At 65.4% G+C, this 15,649-nt stretch carries 10 protein-coding genes; 4 read left to right on the plus strand and 6 right to left on the minus strand.

The features are described from left to right. Positions 1-1,029 carry a methyltransferase gene (locus tag KY501_RS27310; RefSeq protein ID WP_224366386.1) on the minus strand — a complete coding sequence of 343 codons (1,029 nt, stop codon included), beginning with the start codon at positions 1,027-1,029 and terminating at the stop codon, positions 1-3. Positions 1,030-1,182: 153 nt separating this feature from the next. Here KY501_RS27310 and KY501_RS27315 point away from each other — a divergent pair, with 153 nt between their 5' ends. Beyond that, positions 1,183-2,433: a class I SAM-dependent methyltransferase gene (locus tag KY501_RS27315; protein WP_224366387.1), complete on the plus strand. Its 1,251-nt coding sequence runs from the start codon at positions 1,183-1,185 to the stop codon at positions 2,431-2,433. Positions 2,434-2,461: 28 nt separating this feature from the next. Here the strand turns inward: KY501_RS27315 and KY501_RS27320 are convergent, their stop codons facing one another. Beyond that, positions 2,462-7,882, minus strand: a complete 5,421-nt coding sequence (locus tag KY501_RS27320; RefSeq protein WP_224366388.1) for a trifunctional serine/threonine-protein kinase/ATP-binding protein/sensor histidine kinase — start codon at positions 7,880-7,882, stop codon at positions 2,462-2,464. A 144-nt stretch (positions 7,883-8,026) separates the two neighbouring features. On the opposite strand from KY501_RS27320, the gene KY501_RS27325 reads away from it, so the two are divergent. Next, positions 8,027-9,742, plus strand: a complete 1,716-nt coding sequence (locus KY501_RS27325) for an isovaleryl-CoA dehydrogenase (RefSeq protein WP_224366389.1) — start codon at positions 8,027-8,029, stop codon at positions 9,740-9,742. Continuing rightward, complete coding sequence (locus KY501_RS27330; RefSeq protein WP_224366390.1) at positions 9,739-11,283, plus strand: long-chain-fatty-acid--CoA ligase; 1,545 nt, start codon at positions 9,739-9,741, stop codon at positions 11,281-11,283. The genes KY501_RS27325 and KY501_RS27330 overlap by 4 nt, the downstream gene beginning before the upstream one ends. A gap of 16 nt (positions 11,284-11,299) precedes the next feature. Here KY501_RS27330 and KY501_RS27335 read toward each other — a convergent pair whose 3' ends face one another. Then, complete coding sequence (locus KY501_RS27335; protein WP_224366391.1) at positions 11,300-12,382, minus strand: hypothetical protein; 1,083 nt, start codon at positions 12,380-12,382, stop codon at positions 11,300-11,302. Between the two features lie 127 nt (positions 12,383-12,509). Between KY501_RS27335 and KY501_RS27340 the strand changes: the two genes are divergently transcribed. After that, a complete protein-coding gene (locus KY501_RS27340; RefSeq protein WP_224366392.1) occupies positions 12,510-13,040 on the plus strand; it encodes a YqgE/AlgH family protein in 531 nt (176 codons plus the stop codon). Here KY501_RS27340 and KY501_RS27345 read toward each other — a convergent pair. From KY501_RS27345 to KY501_RS27355, 3 genes are all read right to left on the minus strand, one after another. Next, positions 13,031-13,981: a hypothetical protein gene (locus tag KY501_RS27345; RefSeq protein WP_224366393.1), complete on the minus strand. Its 951-nt coding sequence runs from the start codon at positions 13,979-13,981 to the stop codon at positions 13,031-13,033. The genes KY501_RS27340 and KY501_RS27345 overlap by 10 nt on opposite strands. A 76-nt stretch (positions 13,982-14,057) precedes the next feature. Beyond that, positions 14,058-14,966: an alpha/beta fold hydrolase gene (locus KY501_RS27350; RefSeq protein ID WP_224366394.1), complete on the minus strand. Its 909-nt coding sequence runs from the start codon at positions 14,964-14,966 to the stop codon at positions 14,058-14,060. Further along, entirely contained in the window at positions 14,963-15,604 is a 642-nt protein-coding gene (locus tag KY501_RS27355; protein WP_224366395.1) for a TetR/AcrR family transcriptional regulator, read from the minus strand. Before KY501_RS27355 ends, KY501_RS27350 begins: the two co-directional genes overlap by 4 nt. Positions 15,605-15,649: the final 45 nt, after the last annotated feature.

The raw sequence follows: 15,649 nt of genomic DNA on the forward strand, positions 1-15,649 counted from the left end.
TCAGCCCCGCCGGGCTTCGATGAGGCTGACCATTCCGGACTGGGCCGGGGTGATGCGCTCGAACTGCCAGCCTGTGCCCTCGAGCAACACCTGGAACTCATGGGCCGTGCGTTCGCGGCCATCCGCCATGACGAGCATGTTGAGATCCATCAGCGGCATGGTGGAGTTCAGCCCCTCGTCTGACATCACTCGCTCCACCAGGATGAGCCGGGCTCCTTGCGGAGCCCCCTGGTGGATGTGGCGGAGGATCGTGGTGGCGGGGGCATCATCCCAGTCATGGATGATGTGCTTGACCAGATAGGCCTCGGCCGCGGGGATGACAGGCTCGAAGAAGCTGCCCCCCACCAGTTTGATCCTGTTGGCGAGCCCCACGGACTCGATGCGGGCGCGGGCGCCCTCGATGACGGGCGGCAGATCAAAGAGGATGCCTTGGCAGGAAGGATGCGCGCGGAGCACGGCCTCCAACAGCACGCCCTGGCTGCCACCCACATCGGCCACGCGGCCGTAGCCGGAGAAGTCATGGAGACGCGGCACCTCGCTGGCAATGCGCTGGGTGAGGGCGCCCATGGTCTTGGCGAAGAGCGTGCCCTCTTCTGGATGGCTGGCGAAGTACTCCCAGATGTCGGTGCCCAGCGCGGCCCGAGTCGTGGAGTGGTTGGTGCGAATCGCCTCGGCGAGCTGGCCCCAGGGCAGCCAGTGGGAGCGATCGCACAAGCCGAGCGCCATCTCTCGCATGGAGCCTGGGACGTCCGAGCGAAGGAGCTGCCCCATGGGCGTCAGCGCGAACGTGCGGGGTGCCATCTCCTGCATGAGGCCCACGGAGGCGGCTCCACGCAGCAGGCGGTACAAGCCTTCGGCGTGGGCCTTCACCTCGGGCGCGACCTCATCGCTCGTGCGGGGCCCGCTGGCGAACCGGTCCGCCACGCCCAGGCGGGCGATAGCGTGGATGATCTGGGAGATCCAGAAGCCTCGGATATGCCCGATGAGCTGGTCTCCTGGGGAGAGTGACGGCGCGGAGGAGTCGTTCATGCGTCGAGATGTAACAAGGATCGCGGCAGGGTTCGCGGCGACCCCTGTAGAGCTGTGATGTAATTCACAGCATTCCTGCCCGCTCGATGTCATGTTCTTGGGGCAGACCGGGTCGGATTTTTCGATGCCTGGTTTGTCTCAGGGGGATGCAACATGATTGGCATGAGCCGTGACTGGTTGGATCTGGCAGGGAAGTTGATTCGCGAAGGGGTGAAGATTGGCGCCAGCGATGGCCCGCTGCTCCCTCCGCAAGAACTCATCTCGAGGGTCCGGGAGCGCTACACGCAGTTCCTCGTGAAGGGAAACGCGGAGAACCCCTTCGTGCTCGAGCTGAGAGATGGCAGCAGGCACGTCATCGGCGCGGGCGAGCCGTCTTTCACCCTCCGCATCGTCACCCAGGCGGGCCTGCAGGCCATCAGCTCTTTCGATGAGCTGGCGTTCGCGGAAGCCTACATGAACGGTGACATCGACATCGCCGGGCACATGCTCTCGGTGTTCCGCTGCAGGGGGATGCTCTCGGACCTCCACCCGCTGCGCTACCTCAAGGCGACGTACCTCGAGCCCTGGATCGGCGGCCAGGTCGACAGCGACAAGCGATGGATCAAGAGCCACTACGACATCGATCCGGAGTTCTTCCTGCTCTGGCTGGACAAGAAGATCCGGGGCTACTCCCACGCTTTCTTCGAGGACGAGTCGGAGCCGCTCGAGGTCGCCATGGAGCGCAAGTTCCGTTACGCCATGGACGTGACGGGCATGAAGCCGGGCTGGCGAGTGCTCGACATCGGTGGCGGGTGGGGCTCGTTCCTCGAGTACGGGGGCTCGCGGGGGATTCAGGTGACGTCGCTCACCATCTCCGCCGAGTCCGAGAAGTTCATGAACGAGCTGATCCGCACCAAGGGGTTGCCGGGCCGCGCCATCCGTGAGCACCTGCTCGAGTACAAGACGACCGAGCGCTATGACGCCATCGTCAACTTCGGAGTGAGTGAGCACCTGCCGGATTACCCCAGCACGGTGGCTCAATACGAGAGGTTGCTGAAGCCGGGCCGCCGTCTCTACCTCGATGCCTACTCGGGTGAGCGGCATGCCATGCCCTCCTTCGTGACGCGCTGGGTCTACGAGGGCAATACCTCGCCGCTGGCACTGCCGCTCTACATGGAGGCGCTGCGCCACACGCCTTTCGAGGTGGTGCTGCTCCAGAACGACCGCAACAACTACTACCTCACGTGCCGCAAGTGGGCTGAGAGGCTGGAAGAGGCGCGGGAGACCATCGTGTCGCGCTGGGGCGAGTTCCTGTACAGGCGCTTCCACCTGTACCTGTGGGCGTCGGCCTACGCCTTCCTCGCCAACACGCTGAGCGCGCACCACATGGTGCTGGAGCTCCCGGAGCGGCAGCGCACCGCGTGATTCACACCTGGGAGCCGATCGGAGTGGCTCATGCTCCGGTCGGCTCCTTCGCGGCCTCGGTGTCCATGTTGAGCGACACGATGAACTCGGTGCCTTTGCCCTCCTCGGTCTCGTAACGCAGCTCGCCGCCGTTGCCCTGCACGATGATGTCGTAGCTGATGGACAGGCCCAGCCCCGTGCCGTCACCGGACGGCTTGGTGGTGAAGAAGGGCAGGAAGATCCGGTCCCGGATGGAGGCGGCGATGCCCGTGCCGTTATCGCGCACACGCACTTCCACGCTGTCGCCCACCCTCTGCGTGGCGATGCGCAGCACGGGCTCGTATTCCGCACCGGCGTGCTTGCGCCGCTCTCTCATGGCGTAGAGGGCATTGCTGACGAGGTTCAGGACCACACGCCCGAACTCTTGCGGCGCGAGCAGGATCAGCGGGAGCGAGGGATCGTAATTCGTCTCGAGCCGCGCTCGCAGGTCCCCGAGCTGCAAGCGCCGCCCCTCCCAGGCCAGGTGTACGTACTGGGCGATCAGCGCGTTCAAGTCCACTTCGCGCTTCTCTCCCGTGCCGCCGCGGGAATGTTCGAGCATCGCCTTGATGATCCGGTCCGCGCGATGGCCGTGCCCGGCGATCTTCATGGCGTTCTGCTTGAGATCAGTGGCGAGTTCTTCCAGAGAGCTCGCCAGGGACGGATCGAGTCGGCTCTGCTCCTTTCCGAGAATTGAGAGCAACCCTTCGGTCAGCTCGACCGAGGCCTCGGCGAAGTTGTTCACGAAGTTCAGCGGGTTCTTGATCTCGTGGGCAATGCCCGCGGTGAGCGCGCCCAGGGAGGCCAGCTTCTCCTGCACCACGAGTTGCCGCTGCGTGGCCTGCAGCCGTTCGAGCATCTGTGACAGCTCCCGGTTGCTGCGGTGCAGCTCTCGCGTGCGCTCCTTCACGCGCTGCTCGAGCGTCTCGTAGAGCCGTGCGTTCTCGAGCGAGATCGCGGCCTGTGCCGACAGCAGCTCGAGCACCTGCAGCCGGGCGGGTGTGAACGCGCTCTGCAAGAGGTTGTTCTCCAGATAGAGGATGCCCGTGAGCTCGCCGTGGCGCCGGATGGGCGCGCAGAGCGCCGAGCGGACCTTGCGCTGCTGGATATAGGGATCCCGCTGAAAGCGGCCGGCTGCCTGCGCGTCCGCGATCACCACCGGCTCCTGGGTGCGCCACACGTAGCGCACCATGGCCTCGCACAGGTTCTGGGCATCGGCCAGCCGGACGGAGCGGCCTGGCTCACTGCGCCGGCCACCTGCCTGTGCCTGCGCCTCGAGGAACAACTCTCCGTCTCGCAGCAGGAGCAGCGAGCCCTGCTCGGCGCCCGCGTTCTCCACCATGATCTGGACCAGCAGGCTCAGCAGCCGTTCCATCACGATCTCGCTCGCGATCGCGGCGGAGGCCTTCATGAGCGAGGTGAGATCGAGCGCTCCCGCGTCCCTCGTGCTCGAGGGCGTGTGGTAGCCGGGTGGCTTCGCGGAGCGGAGGGGAACTTCGAGGGGCTCGGTGGTGAGGCCTCGCTGCCAGGTGAGCTCCGGGTATCTCCTGAACAGCTCCTGCACCTTGCTGCTCGCGCCCCAGCGCCTGTAGCCCTCGATGGCCTCGCGCATGTAGAAGCGGGCCAGTTTGTGGCGGCCACATTCCAGGTGGAAACGGGCGCACAGCTCGTTCGCCAGCGCCTCCTGGTGGGGGAAGTCATTCTCTCTCGCGGCGTCGATGGCTCGCTCATAGGCGTCCAGCGCCTGGAGTTCGTTGCCATTCAGTCGCGACACCTCCGCGTCGACGAGCAGTTTCTTGTGCAGGAAGTTGCTGGCGCACTCGTCCGTCCAGGTTTCGAGCCGCTTGCGGCGCTCGGAGAGCATCGCCTCGTAGCTCGCACGTTGCTCGGGTTCCGCTTCGGCCATGAGCTGGATGAGCGTCAAGCAGGTGAAGAACACCAGCTCCTTCGTATAGAACAGCCCTCCTCCCCGGATGTGCTTTTCGGCCGTGAGGGCCAGCTCGAGCGCGAGCCGCGGTTCGCCGTACATGTACGCGAGCTGCAGTTTGGACGTGTAATAGAAGCTCGCTGGAAAGTGATGGCCCTTCTCCGAGAGGTGCTCCGCGTAGCCCTCTTCAGTGAAGGTGTCGTCGGCGAGGCTGAGCCGCTCGCGGGTGCGCCCCTCGAGGTTGGCGACCACCTGCCTCACGATTCTGTGGATCTCGAGCGAGACGTGGTTCTTCGTGCGCTGCATCACATCGAAGAACTTCTCTACCTCCTCGCGCAGCACGGGCAGCGGCTCGCCGGTCGCCAGGTGGATGAACAGCGTCTGGTCACACGCGTACGAGGTGTAGACGAAGTCTCCCACCTCCAATGTGGCTTGATAGGCGCGTCGCAGGCGGCCCACTCCGCTCTTGAGCGGCCTGCGCCAGAAGTTCATGAAGGCCGTGAAGAGCACTTCGATCTTGCCGTCGATCTCGGCGTTGCAGAACCGCTCGTTGAGCGCGATCGCCAGCGTACCGAACTCATAGGCCTCGCCATGGCGGCTGAGGCCGGCGGCGAGCAGCATGCCGTAGAAGCAGTAGCCCAGCGCCGAGAGATCCGAGTGCCCATGTCGCAGCGCGAGCCCTACCTGCTTGGCGGCGACGAGTCCAAACAGTGAGGGGCTGACGAACCAGGCAGCGGAGTTGAAGTAGATCATCAACCGGCTCAGCTCTCGGAGCTCGGGATCGGTCATGACCGGAGCGTCGAGCAGATCCGCTGCCTTCCGGCTTGCAAGCAGTTGCTGGACCTCGGCCAGCTCCTGTTCGAGAGCGGCACGCCTCGCTTCGTCTGACTCCGGGATGATGATGCCGAACCGAGCCGCGCCGGCCGTGCCCGCGGCAATGGCGTCAGCGAAGCGGCTGGGGGTGATGGCCAGGATGATCCGCAGCGTCTGTACCTGCAACCACTCCCTGCGCGTGTGGGCTCGGTCCAACAGGGTGTCCAGGAACGTCTCGGCTCGCGCGAAGTTGCCGGAGAGGTATTCGCTCTCGGCGCGATCGAGGTGAAGCGCGAAGGCAAGCTCGTACTCGCGTTCCCAGCAGGACTCGCCGAGCATCTCCATGCCTGCGCGCAGATAGTTGGCCGCGGCCTGGTAGGCCGTGGAACTCTTGGCCCTCCGGCCCGCGGCGAGGTTGAGGCGCGCGAGCTGCATGCGCTCCGCTCTCGCCTCGATCAGCTGGGCACCGAAGTTGAGGTGGTCGGCGATGTCGAACAGCTCGTCATCGCCCTGTGTGCCATTTGCCCGCGTGAGCATGAGCCGCCCGATCCGCAGGTGGACCTCCTTGCGCCGGGTATCCTCGATGAAAGAGTAGGCCGCCTGTTGCACACGGTCGTGGAGGAACCGGAAGGAGACATCGAAGGAGGGTGGGGGAAGCGGCACCTGCTCGGAGGGCAGCTGAGGGTGGAGGTAGCGGTACTCCACGTCGAGGGGCACGACCAATCCCTCACGCAGCGCGTCCCACAGGTCCTCGGCGACCTCTCGTTCATGGGACTCTCGGATGACCGCGAGGGTGCGGAGGTCGAACTCATGGCCGATGCACGCGGCGAACTGGAGCACCCCCTGGGTCCGAGACGGGAGGCGCCTCAGTTTGCTCGCCATGAAATCGACGACATTGTCTGTCACCCGCCGCTCGATGATGCGCCGGGCTTCCCAGGTCCAGGTGCCGCGCTGGGCATCGAAGGTGAGCAATTTCTCGTCATACAGCGAGCGCAGGAACTGCCCGACGAAGAAGGGGTTTCCGTGCGTCTTGTCGAAGACGGGCTGTGAGAGCGAAGCCGCCTGCTCGCGTGCGCAGCCCAGGGAATCGGCGACGAGTTGTTCGACGTCGGGATACGTGAGCGGTGCGACCTTGATCGCCGAGATGGTGGCGCTTCCCTCGGCGAGCGACTGCAGTGCCATCACGAGCGGGTGGGCCGCGGTCACCTCGTTGTCGCGGTAGGTGCCCACCACGAGCATGTGCTTGCTGTCCGGGCCCGTGAGCAGGAACTCCAGCAGGTTGAGCGAGGCGGCGTCCACCCACTGCAAGTCGTCGAGGAAGAGCACCAGCGGGTGCTCGGGGGTGGCGAAGACACGGATGAAGCTCTGGAAGGCCAGCGCGAAGCGGTTCTGCGCCTCCTTCGGTGGCAGCGGCAGCACCGGGGGCTGGGGGCCGATGATGAAACCAATCTCGGGGATGAGATCGACGAGCACCTGGCCGAGCCCGCCCAGCGAGCCCATCAGGGTTTGACGCCAGTCGGCGAGGACTTCGGGAGGCTCGGTGAGGATCTGCTGCACGAGCGAGCGGAAGGCGTGCGCCACAGGCTCGTAGGGCGTGGTGCGGCTGCGCTGGTCGAACTTGCCTGCGATGAAGAAGCCTCGGTGGCGGGTGATTCCTTTCTGGATCTCGTTCACGAGGGCCGACTTGCCTACGCCCGCCTGACCTACGACGAGCAGCAATTCCGAGCCCCCCTGCCGCACCCGCTCGAACGCCTCGGAGAGCCGGGTCAGCTCCTCGTCCCGGCCGTAGAGCTTCTGCGGGAGCTGGAAGAACTCGGTGCGATCGTGGCGCGCGGGCGCGAAGTCATCACCGATGCTCCCGCGCTCGCGCAGCTGCCGATGGCATTCCCTCAGGTCGACGATGATGCCATGGGCGCTCTGGTAGCGCTCCTCGGCGTTCTTCGCCAGCAACCGTGCCACGATGGCGGACAGCGCGCGCGGCAGGCCAGGAGCGAGTTCATGGACGGGAGGCGGCACGACGGCGATGTGCGCGTGGACGATCTCGATGGGCACCTGCTGCTCGAAGGGCAGGCGCCCGCTGAGCAGTTCGTAGAAAGTCACGCCGAGTGAGTAGAAGTCGGCGCGGTGATCGATGCCGCGGTTCATGCGCCCCGTCTGCTCGGGAGCCATGTAGGGCAGTGTTCCCTCGAGATTCCGGGGACTGGCCAGCATCGCATCCTCGCGCGAGAGCTCCGATGCGATGGAGAAGTCGATGAGCTGGACGGTGCCGGTGTCGGGCTTGATGACAATGTTCTGCGGCTTGATGTCCTTGTGCACCACGCCGCTTCGGTGGATCTCCGCGAGCGCCTGGCTGAGCTGAAGCACTACATCGATGCAGCGCTCGACGGAGAGCCGGCCCTGGCGGTCGACGTACTGCCGCAAGGAGATGGCACCGATGTCCTCCAGCTCGAGTGCCGGCCTGCCGCCAAATTCCACGAGCGACAGCGCACGGGCCACTCCTGGGACGGACAGCCGCGAGGAGATGGCGTACTCATGGCGCAGTTCGGCGACGCGGCGGGGCTCGGGTCGCTCCTCGGTGGAAGTCTTCAGGATGACGGTTCCGCCATCGGCCAGCCGCGTCGCCCGGTAGACGATCGACTTCGGGCCTTGATGGAGGAACTCGCGAAGCTGATAGCCCGCCAGCGTCATCATGCTGCTCCTCGGCTGTTTCGAGTCGAGTGGTGCGCCAGCAAACTGGGGTTACCTGCAAGAGTCAACCCAGGCCTGATTGTGCTGGCAGGTAGGCCAATGCCACGCATCCATGGCTGTCCGGCCGCTTTCCAGCATCGTGCGGCCATGGGATCATTCCGCATCGAGTGGAGCCATGAAGGGGAGGGCATGATGGCCACGGTTCCGGAACCCGCGTTCGTTCACTTCAACACTCATGAGGTGACGAACCAGCCCCCACCGCTGTTGGACTACAACCTGTTCACGACCGACCGGCCGTTGATGGAAGCCGTGGCGCGCGAAGGCGCCTCATGGGCCCGGGAGGAACTCACCACGCTCGGAGCCCGGCTGGGGAGCACCGAGGTGATCGAGTGGGGCTTCCTGGCCAACCGCCACCTGCCCGTGCTCCATGCCTTCGATCGCTTCGGCAACCGCCGCGACGAGGTGGAGTACCACCCCGCCTGGCACGAACTGCTCGGGCTCAGCATCTCCCATGGCTTGCACACGAGCCCCTGGGCTGATCCCAAACCCGGTGCTCATGTGGCACGGGCCGCCGGGCTGATGATGCTGGTGCAGATCGAAGCGGGGGTGATGTGTCCAACGACGGTGGCATATGCGGCTGTTCCCGCGCTGCGAGCGCAGCCCGAGATCGCGGCGGAGTGGACACCTCGGCTGCTGTCCAGGCGCTACGACAAGCGCTTCCTGCCTGCATCCCAGAAGGTGGGAGCACTCATCAGTATGGGGATGACGGAGAAGCAGGGGGGCTCGGACCTGCGCTCCAACAGCACGCGTGCTGTCCCCTTGGGGCGCAGTGGCCCTGGTGCGGCCTATCGCATCGTCGGGCACAAGTGGTTCTTCTCCATTCCCATGTGCGATGCGTTCCTCGTCACCGCGCAGGCGCCGGGAGGGCTCTCGTGCTTCCTGTTGCCACGCTTTACTCCGGACGGGAAGGTGAATGGCCTGCGCCTGCAGCGCCTCAAGGACAAGCTCGGCAACCGCGCCAACGCGTCCAGCGAGGTAGAGTTCCACGATGCCTACGCGCAGCTCGTGGGGGAGGAGGGGCGTGGGGTGCCGGTGATCATCGAGATGGCCAACTACAGCCGTCTGGACTGCGCGCTGGGCAGTGCGGCCGTGATGAGGCAGGCAGTCGTACAGGCGTTGCACCACTGCTCGCACCGCCAGGCCTTTGGCCGGCTGCTCATCGAGCAGCCGCTCATGAGCAACGTGCTCGCGGACCTGGCTATCGAGTCCGAAGCAGCAACGGCCCTCGTGCTGCATCTGGCACGGGCCTATGACAGGCAAGAGGATCCCGAGGAGAAAGCCTATCGTCGGCTGATGACTCCCGCCGTGAAGTACTGGGTCTGCAAACGCAGCCCTGGCTTCACCGCCGAGGCGCTGGAGTTGCTGGGCGGCGCGGGTTACGTCGAGGAGTCCATCATGCCTCGGCTCTACCGCGAGGCGCCCCTCAACTCTGTTTGGGAGGGGTCTGGGAATGTCATGTGTCTCGACGTGCAGCGCGCGTTGCAGACGCGTACCGGCAGCGTGGAGCGGTTGCTGGGGGAACTGCGTGCGGTTCGTGGAGCGGATGCACGCCTCGACCGTTTCGTTGCCGCGCTCGAGCCGGACCTCACTCCGGATGGAGCGGCTACGGGCGGCCGGCGCCTCGTCGAGCGCATGGTGTTGGCCCTCCAAGGGGCGTTGCTGGTCCGGCACGCGCCGTCATCCCTGGCTGATGCCTTCTGCGCCTCGCGGCTCGAGGGGGGCTGGAGTGGAGCCTACGGGACGCTGCCGGCGGGGCTGGATCTCCGTGCGATCGTGGAGCGGGCGAGGCCCGTCGGCTCATGAAGAGCAACATTGGCCTGTTCCTGACCCGGCGGGCCCAGCTCAACCCTGGGACCGAAGCGGCGGTCGACGTGGCGTCGGGGCGACGGTTCACCTATGCCCAGCTCAACGCCCGTTGCAACCGGGTGGCCCATGGGTTGCTGTCGCTCGGGGTGGGGAAGGGGGACAGGGTGGCCCTCCTCATGCTGAACAGCCCGGAGTTCCTCGAGACGTTCCTGGCCATCGCCAAGATCGGCGCCGTCTGCGTGCCGCTCAACTGGCGCCTGATCCCGGATGAGCTGGCGTTGATCCTCAGAGACTCTGGCGCCCGCGTCTTGATCAGCAGCGCCGAGTTCGACTCCACCCTGGCCGAACTTCACTCGCGTGGTCCGGCCAGCACCTTCGTGGAGCACTGGGTGCAACTCGGCGTTGCTGCCAGGCCTGAGTGGGCTTTGGACTATGACGCCTGGACCGCGGAGGTGTCGGACGCTGAGCCCCAGATCCTCGCGGGTGACGAGGATGTGCTCTACATCATGTACACCTCGGGCACTACGGGGCTGCCCAAGGGCGTGACGCACAGCCACAAGGCCGCGATGTGGGCCGTGCTGACCTTCAACTCCACGGCGGACATGCGGCACGGGGATCGCTATCTCGTCGCGCTGCCGCTGTTTCACGTCGGGGCACTGACTCCAGTCACCGCGTGCATCCACCGGTGCATCACGGCGGTGATCGTGCGCCAGTTCGATCCCTCTGGAGTATGGGAGGTGATCCAACGCGAGCAGCTCACCACGGGCCTGTGCGTGCCCACGATGCTCGACCGCATGCTGCAGGCCTATGTGCCAGGGAAGCATGTCCACTCGAGCTTGCGCTGGATGATGAGCGGCGCCGCGCCCGTTCCCGAGACGCTGATCCGGGCGTACGCGGAACTCGGGATCGAAGTGCATCAGGTGTATGGTCTGACCGAGTGCTGTGGTCCGGCCTGCCTGGTCTCTCCGGAGAATGCCCTGGCGCGCGTCGGATCCACGGGCAAGGCGTTCTTCTTCACCGAGGTGCGCGTAGTCCGGCACGATGGCACGGAGTGCGCTCCCAGGGAGGCGGGCGAGGTGCTCATCCGGGGCGAGCACGTGATGGCAGGGTACTGGAACCAGCCCCAGGCCACGGCCGAGACCCTCCGCGATGGATGGCTCTACACGGGCGACGTGGCGATGAGGGATGAAGAGGGCTTCATCTACATCCAGGATCGTCTCAAGGACCTGATCATCTCGGGTGGCGAGAACATCTATCCCGCCGAGCTCGAGAATGTCCTGCGCATGCACCCGAAGGTGAGGGATACGGCTGTCATTGGCCGGCCCAGCAAGAGATGGGGCGAGTCACCTCTTGCTGTGATCGTGAAGCGCGATGATTCGCTCACGGAGAGCGAGGTGCTGAGCTGGTGCCAGGGGAGGATTTCGCAATACAAGCTGCCCAAGGGGGCTGTGTTCATCCCCGAAATCCCGCGCAACTCCTCGGGCAAGATTCTCAAGCGGGCTCTGCGCGAGCAGTTTCCCGGCTTCATTTTCGACTGAGGAAACGCTTGGGGTTCTACGGGCAGACCCGCTCGACCGACTTGATCCGCACCGCTCCGTCGACGTTCGGGTCGTTCGTCTGGTCGCCAATGGCGATGGAGCCGTTCGAAGTGAAGTTGTTCCGCGTGAGCTTCGCGACGCCGTCGATGCTTACCGTCGCCACCTTCGCTGAGTCCACGGCAAGCTCGTAGACATGATACGCACCGTCGGTCACCGAGAACGCCGCGGACTGCGTGTCGTCCGCCCAGCCGATCGCTGCGCTGTCGAGATAGATCATCTGCGAACGATCCGTGCTGTTGCCGGCTGACGGCGTGAAGCTCCCCAGGATGGCCGCGCCGCTGTCGAGCTGGTTGTGGGTGTTCACCGACTCGACCTGCATCGTCACGCGGAGCTTGAACGGCTTCGTTGCGTCGAGCGCGTTCGCCCGCGTGATGAGCAGCTGTCCACTCGTCCTCGCGCCGCCATTCGTCGACGTCGCGAGCCGAACGTAGTCCGCGCCGTACGTGAGCGTGTTTGGAGCCTGGGCGACTGTTGTCCAGCCTTGCGCTGCGATGTCGGTGCCGCCGACCAGCAGCGGAGTGCTCGCGCGTGCCGTCCACTGCGTCGTCGACGTCTCCGGCGTGCACGTCTCGCACACGTTCGCCGGGTTCGGTGTACCCGCGGCGTAGACCACGCCGTCGATGAAGCACTTCGAGGTGCACTCGCCGGCCGAGCAGACCTGTCCCGGGTTGCACGGCGTCCCGTCCGCGCGTTGCGTCCACGCGGTCGCGGACGTCGTCGGTGTGCACTGTTCGCACGAATTCGCCGGGTTCACCGCGCCGGCAGTGACTTGCGTGCCGTCGATCTGACAGATCGCGACACAGACGCTGCTCTCACAAGCTTCGCTGGTCGCGCAGGCCTTGTCGCAACCCCCACAGTGCTTCGGGTCGCTCTCGGTCCTCACACAGGAGGTACCGCACAGCTCGAAGCCGCTGTCGCACGTCACCGGTACAGAGGCGTCGGGGGTGTCGATGGGACCGGAGGGGGGATCATCGTTGCAAGCAGCTACGAGGCCGAGCACGACGATGCAGGAGAGAGCGGTAGCGCGGGTGGAGTGCATGGAACCTGCACCTTACGCGACCACACGCCCGCGCGATGTGATCATGAAGAGGTGACGCACGGGGCATCGCATTATCCTACTGGGAGTGAAGTTCCTCTCCTCAAGACTCCTGCTCCCATTGTTGATCATGGGCACGCTGCTGCTGCTCGGCCTCTTTCCACGATGGCTCGATCAGTTTCGCGCGTGGGACTCGGGCTCGATGCACCCCAGGGCAGGTTTGCTTCTCGTGGCCAGTCCTGGCAGTGGGGATCGGAACTTCGCCAAGACGGTGGTGCTCCTGGTGAAGGTGGGACCAGAAGGAGCAACGGGGTTGGTGCTCAACCGCCCAAGGCCTCCTGGGGATGAAGCGCTCCGAGAGGGAGCGGATCGATGGGGCGGACCGGTGTGGCCTGCGTTTCTCTCCACGCTGAGTCGCTCCCAGACATCCATGCCGGGCGCATGGCGGATCCTCGAAGGACTTTTCTGGAACGAGGGGCCAGCTCCAGAGGGGCTGTCCACGGAAGGCTCTCTGACCTTCGCAGGTCTGTCGGTGTGGGGCCCTGGTCAGCTCGACTCCGAGCTGGAGCGGGGAGGGTGGGTGCTGATGGAGACGGGCACGGAGGCGGTCTTTTCGGATACCAGTGCTTTGTGGGCCGAGTGCATTGCGCCTCATGGGTGAACGGTTCGGTCCCTGGGACGGATCTCGACCGCCCCGCCACCCGGATCCTGGAAGACAGGCTGGCCCTGGGGGCCGTAGTCCACGTCCTCGTGGTAGGGCAGGGCCTTCCACCTGAGTGGTTCGACCGAGAAGCTGTGGATGTTCTCCTCCTCGCGATCCAACTCACCGAAAGCAAGGCGGCCAGGCCCCGCGGTGTCCGCGAACACGAAGGAGTGCCCCTCGTAATTGATGTGCCGCTGTCCTGGGGCAGGCGTTGCGCGAATGGCGGTGAGCACGTGCGGTACTCCCGCAGGGGTCACGAAGAGGAGGTCCGCAGGATCCATGAGGTAACTCAAGATCCCCGCGAACAACGTCACCTTCGAGTCGCAGTCTCCATAGCCCGTCAGCAGGATGAGGGGCGGAGGCGAGAGCCCCGAGCGGTTGATGCCATCGTCCTCGAAGTCGGGCACGCCGTAGGGGATGTCCTGCACGAAGGCCATCGCCATGGCGATGCGGTTCTCGCGGGTGTCGAGGTCCTGCTCCCGCAAGTATGAGTAGATGAAACCGGCGATGGGTTCGGTGAACTCCGAGTAGTAGGTGGTCACCGCGCTCAAGTCGGGCACTACGGCGCTGCCAGTGCGGCGGAACAGCCCGTTGTCCATCAGCTTCTCGCGATTGGGCCGTTCCTCCTCGAAGAAGGGCTGGAAGAAGCTGGACGGCACACCGAACCGGGCGGCCATGTCCACGGTGCGCTGGTAGTCATAGGTGTGCTCGAATACCAGCAGCTGCCCGCCGGGATCCTTGAACTGGAACCGGACGTGGAAACCTCCGTCGGGTGTGCGCTGGGCCTGGTAGCCGACATGCGCATTCCTGGAGAAACCCTCGGGCTTTCGCGGAGGTGTGGCTCCCAGGGTGGCGAGCATCAGGGACGGCAGGATGGCCGCTGCGGTCAAGGCTCCCATGGTGCTGGAGGCCTCCAGAGTGCGAGTTCTGAAGGGGTGACGGAGCAGGCGCCCAAAGATTCAGGCCTCGAGTTGCTCAGTGCCGTGGCGCCGCAGCTGGGGTTGGCGTGTCGGATTCAAGCAGGAAGCCGCTGATACGGTCCGACAGCCAGCGCCGGAAGGCATCCGTTGTCGGTGGGCAGTGACGGCACTGCGCGAGGAGTTCCTGGTCGACGAGCGTTGGAAAGAGCTGCGGTGCCCGAGCCAGGAGCCGCTGTCCCGGAAAGCTCACGTCCTGGTCCGCGCCCAGCACGAGCGTGGGCGCCTTCAATCCCTTGAACTCTTCGGGTCTGGCGAGCACCGGTACCCGGATGTTCATGGTGTAGGAGCGCAGGGCGTCGCCCATGTACGGCACCCAGTCGTCATCCGCGGTCGTGAACAGGTGCCGGACGACCGCATCGAGTCGCTTCTGGGATGGAGACAGGCGGTAGAGCGTCATCGGGACGCCGACCTTGGTGAGCCCCTCCCAGGCCGAGCCATTGACCACTCCGGCCGGAACGAGCAGGGCGAGCCGATCGATGCGCTCCGGCGCGAGCGCCGCGAGGCGGATGGCCACGAAGCCCCCCATGCTCACCCCCACCACATGGGTGCGCTGAAGCGAGAGCCCCTCCATCACCTCCGCGAGCCACTCCCCATACTCGTTGTTGGAGACCGAGGGCTGAGCATCCGCGCTCTTCACGGACTGCCCGATGACGTCGACCGCATGCACTCGGAAGCGCTCCAGCAGCGGCGCCAGCTCCCTCAGCACGTGCGCCGAGCTGGCCAAAGCGCCGTGCAGAATTACCACCGGAGGAGCTCCTTCCGGCCCTCCCACGAGGACGTGGGTGTCTCCCCACCGCGTTCGCACCGTCCGACTCTCGGTCGGTGCGGGGATTCGCTCCCGGAAGCGATCGAACCACTGCAGGAGTACGGCCTTCGCCTGCTCGTTCTTGAACATGGACTTCATGACTTCTTCCTCCTGCGCGGTTTGGGAACTGGACGCAGTCCCTCGAGGTGCTGGCGGACCAGGTGATCCACCAGTTCCGTCGGTGAGGCATGCCCGCCCTGCACCCATGCGATGAGGGCGAAGTAGAAGAAGGAGAAGTACGCAACGGCGAACAGCGCACCGCTCACATCGGGCCGGAGCTCGCCGCGCGCGCTCGCCTCCTGAGCCAGTTGCGCAAGCGCTCCGTGGACCCTACCGACCTGGGCGGTGAACCTCTGGGCCCATGGCTCATCGGCGAAGAGCGACTCCTTGAGCAGGGTTCGTGAGAGCTGGGGACGGCGCTGGTAGTAGCCGAACACGGCGCGGGTCAGCGCAGAGAGCTGCTTCTCCAACGGCCCCGGGCCGAGCCCGGCCAGCGCTTGCGCCAAGGTCTCTTCCAGATCATCGAACAGCGCGGCGTGGAGCAGCTCTCGCTTGTCTCCGTAGTGGTGGAGCACCGTCCCAGCCGATACCCCCGCGCGTGCGGCGATGGCCCTCAGGTTCGCCGCCTCGAAGCCCACGCGCTCGAATTCCGCGCGCGCCGCCTGGAGGACCGCCTGTCTGGTGGCTTCCTTCTGGGTGGCTCGGGTTCCACCCTGTTGCTTGCGTTGGTTGAACACGTTCAATGAACATGTTCAATGAAACCCTGATCAAAGTCCAGCGTC

This window comes from Hyalangium versicolor, from assembly GCF_020103695.1.
In the GTDB taxonomy this organism is placed as follows: Bacteria; Myxococcota; Myxococcia; order Myxococcales; family Myxococcaceae; genus Hyalangium; species Hyalangium versicolor.

What these genes read in the sequence shown, in the direction of transcription:
- KY501_RS27310 (WP_224366386.1), bottom strand. Translation starts at nt 1,029, where the DNA reads ATGAACGACTCCTCCGCGCCGTCACTCTCCCCAGGAGACCAGCTCATC.
- KY501_RS27330 (WP_224366390.1), top strand. Translation starts at nt 9,739, where the DNA reads ATGAAGAGCAACATTGGCCTGTTCCTGACCCGGCGGGCCCAGCTCAAC.
- KY501_RS27340 (WP_224366392.1), top strand. Translation starts at nt 12,510, where the DNA reads ATGGGCACGCTGCTGCTGCTCGGCCTCTTTCCACGATGGCTCGATCAG.
- KY501_RS27345 (WP_224366393.1), bottom strand. Translation starts at nt 13,981, where the DNA reads ATGGGAGCCTTGACCGCAGCGGCCATCCTGCCGTCCCTGATGCTCGCC.
- KY501_RS27315 (WP_224366387.1), top strand. Translation starts at nt 1,183, where the DNA reads ATGATTGGCATGAGCCGTGACTGGTTGGATCTGGCAGGGAAGTTGATT.
- KY501_RS27350 (WP_224366394.1), bottom strand. Translation starts at nt 14,966, where the DNA reads ATGAAGTCCATGTTCAAGAACGAGCAGGCGAAGGCCGTACTCCTGCAG.
- KY501_RS27325 (WP_224366389.1), top strand. Translation starts at nt 8,027, where the DNA reads ATGGGATCATTCCGCATCGAGTGGAGCCATGAAGGGGAGGGCATGATG.
- KY501_RS27320 (WP_224366388.1), bottom strand. Translation starts at nt 7,882, where the DNA reads ATGATGACGCTGGCGGGCTATCAGCTTCGCGAGTTCCTCCATCAAGGC.
- KY501_RS27335 (WP_224366391.1), bottom strand. Translation starts at nt 12,382, where the DNA reads ATGCACTCCACCCGCGCTACCGCTCTCTCCTGCATCGTCGTGCTCGGC.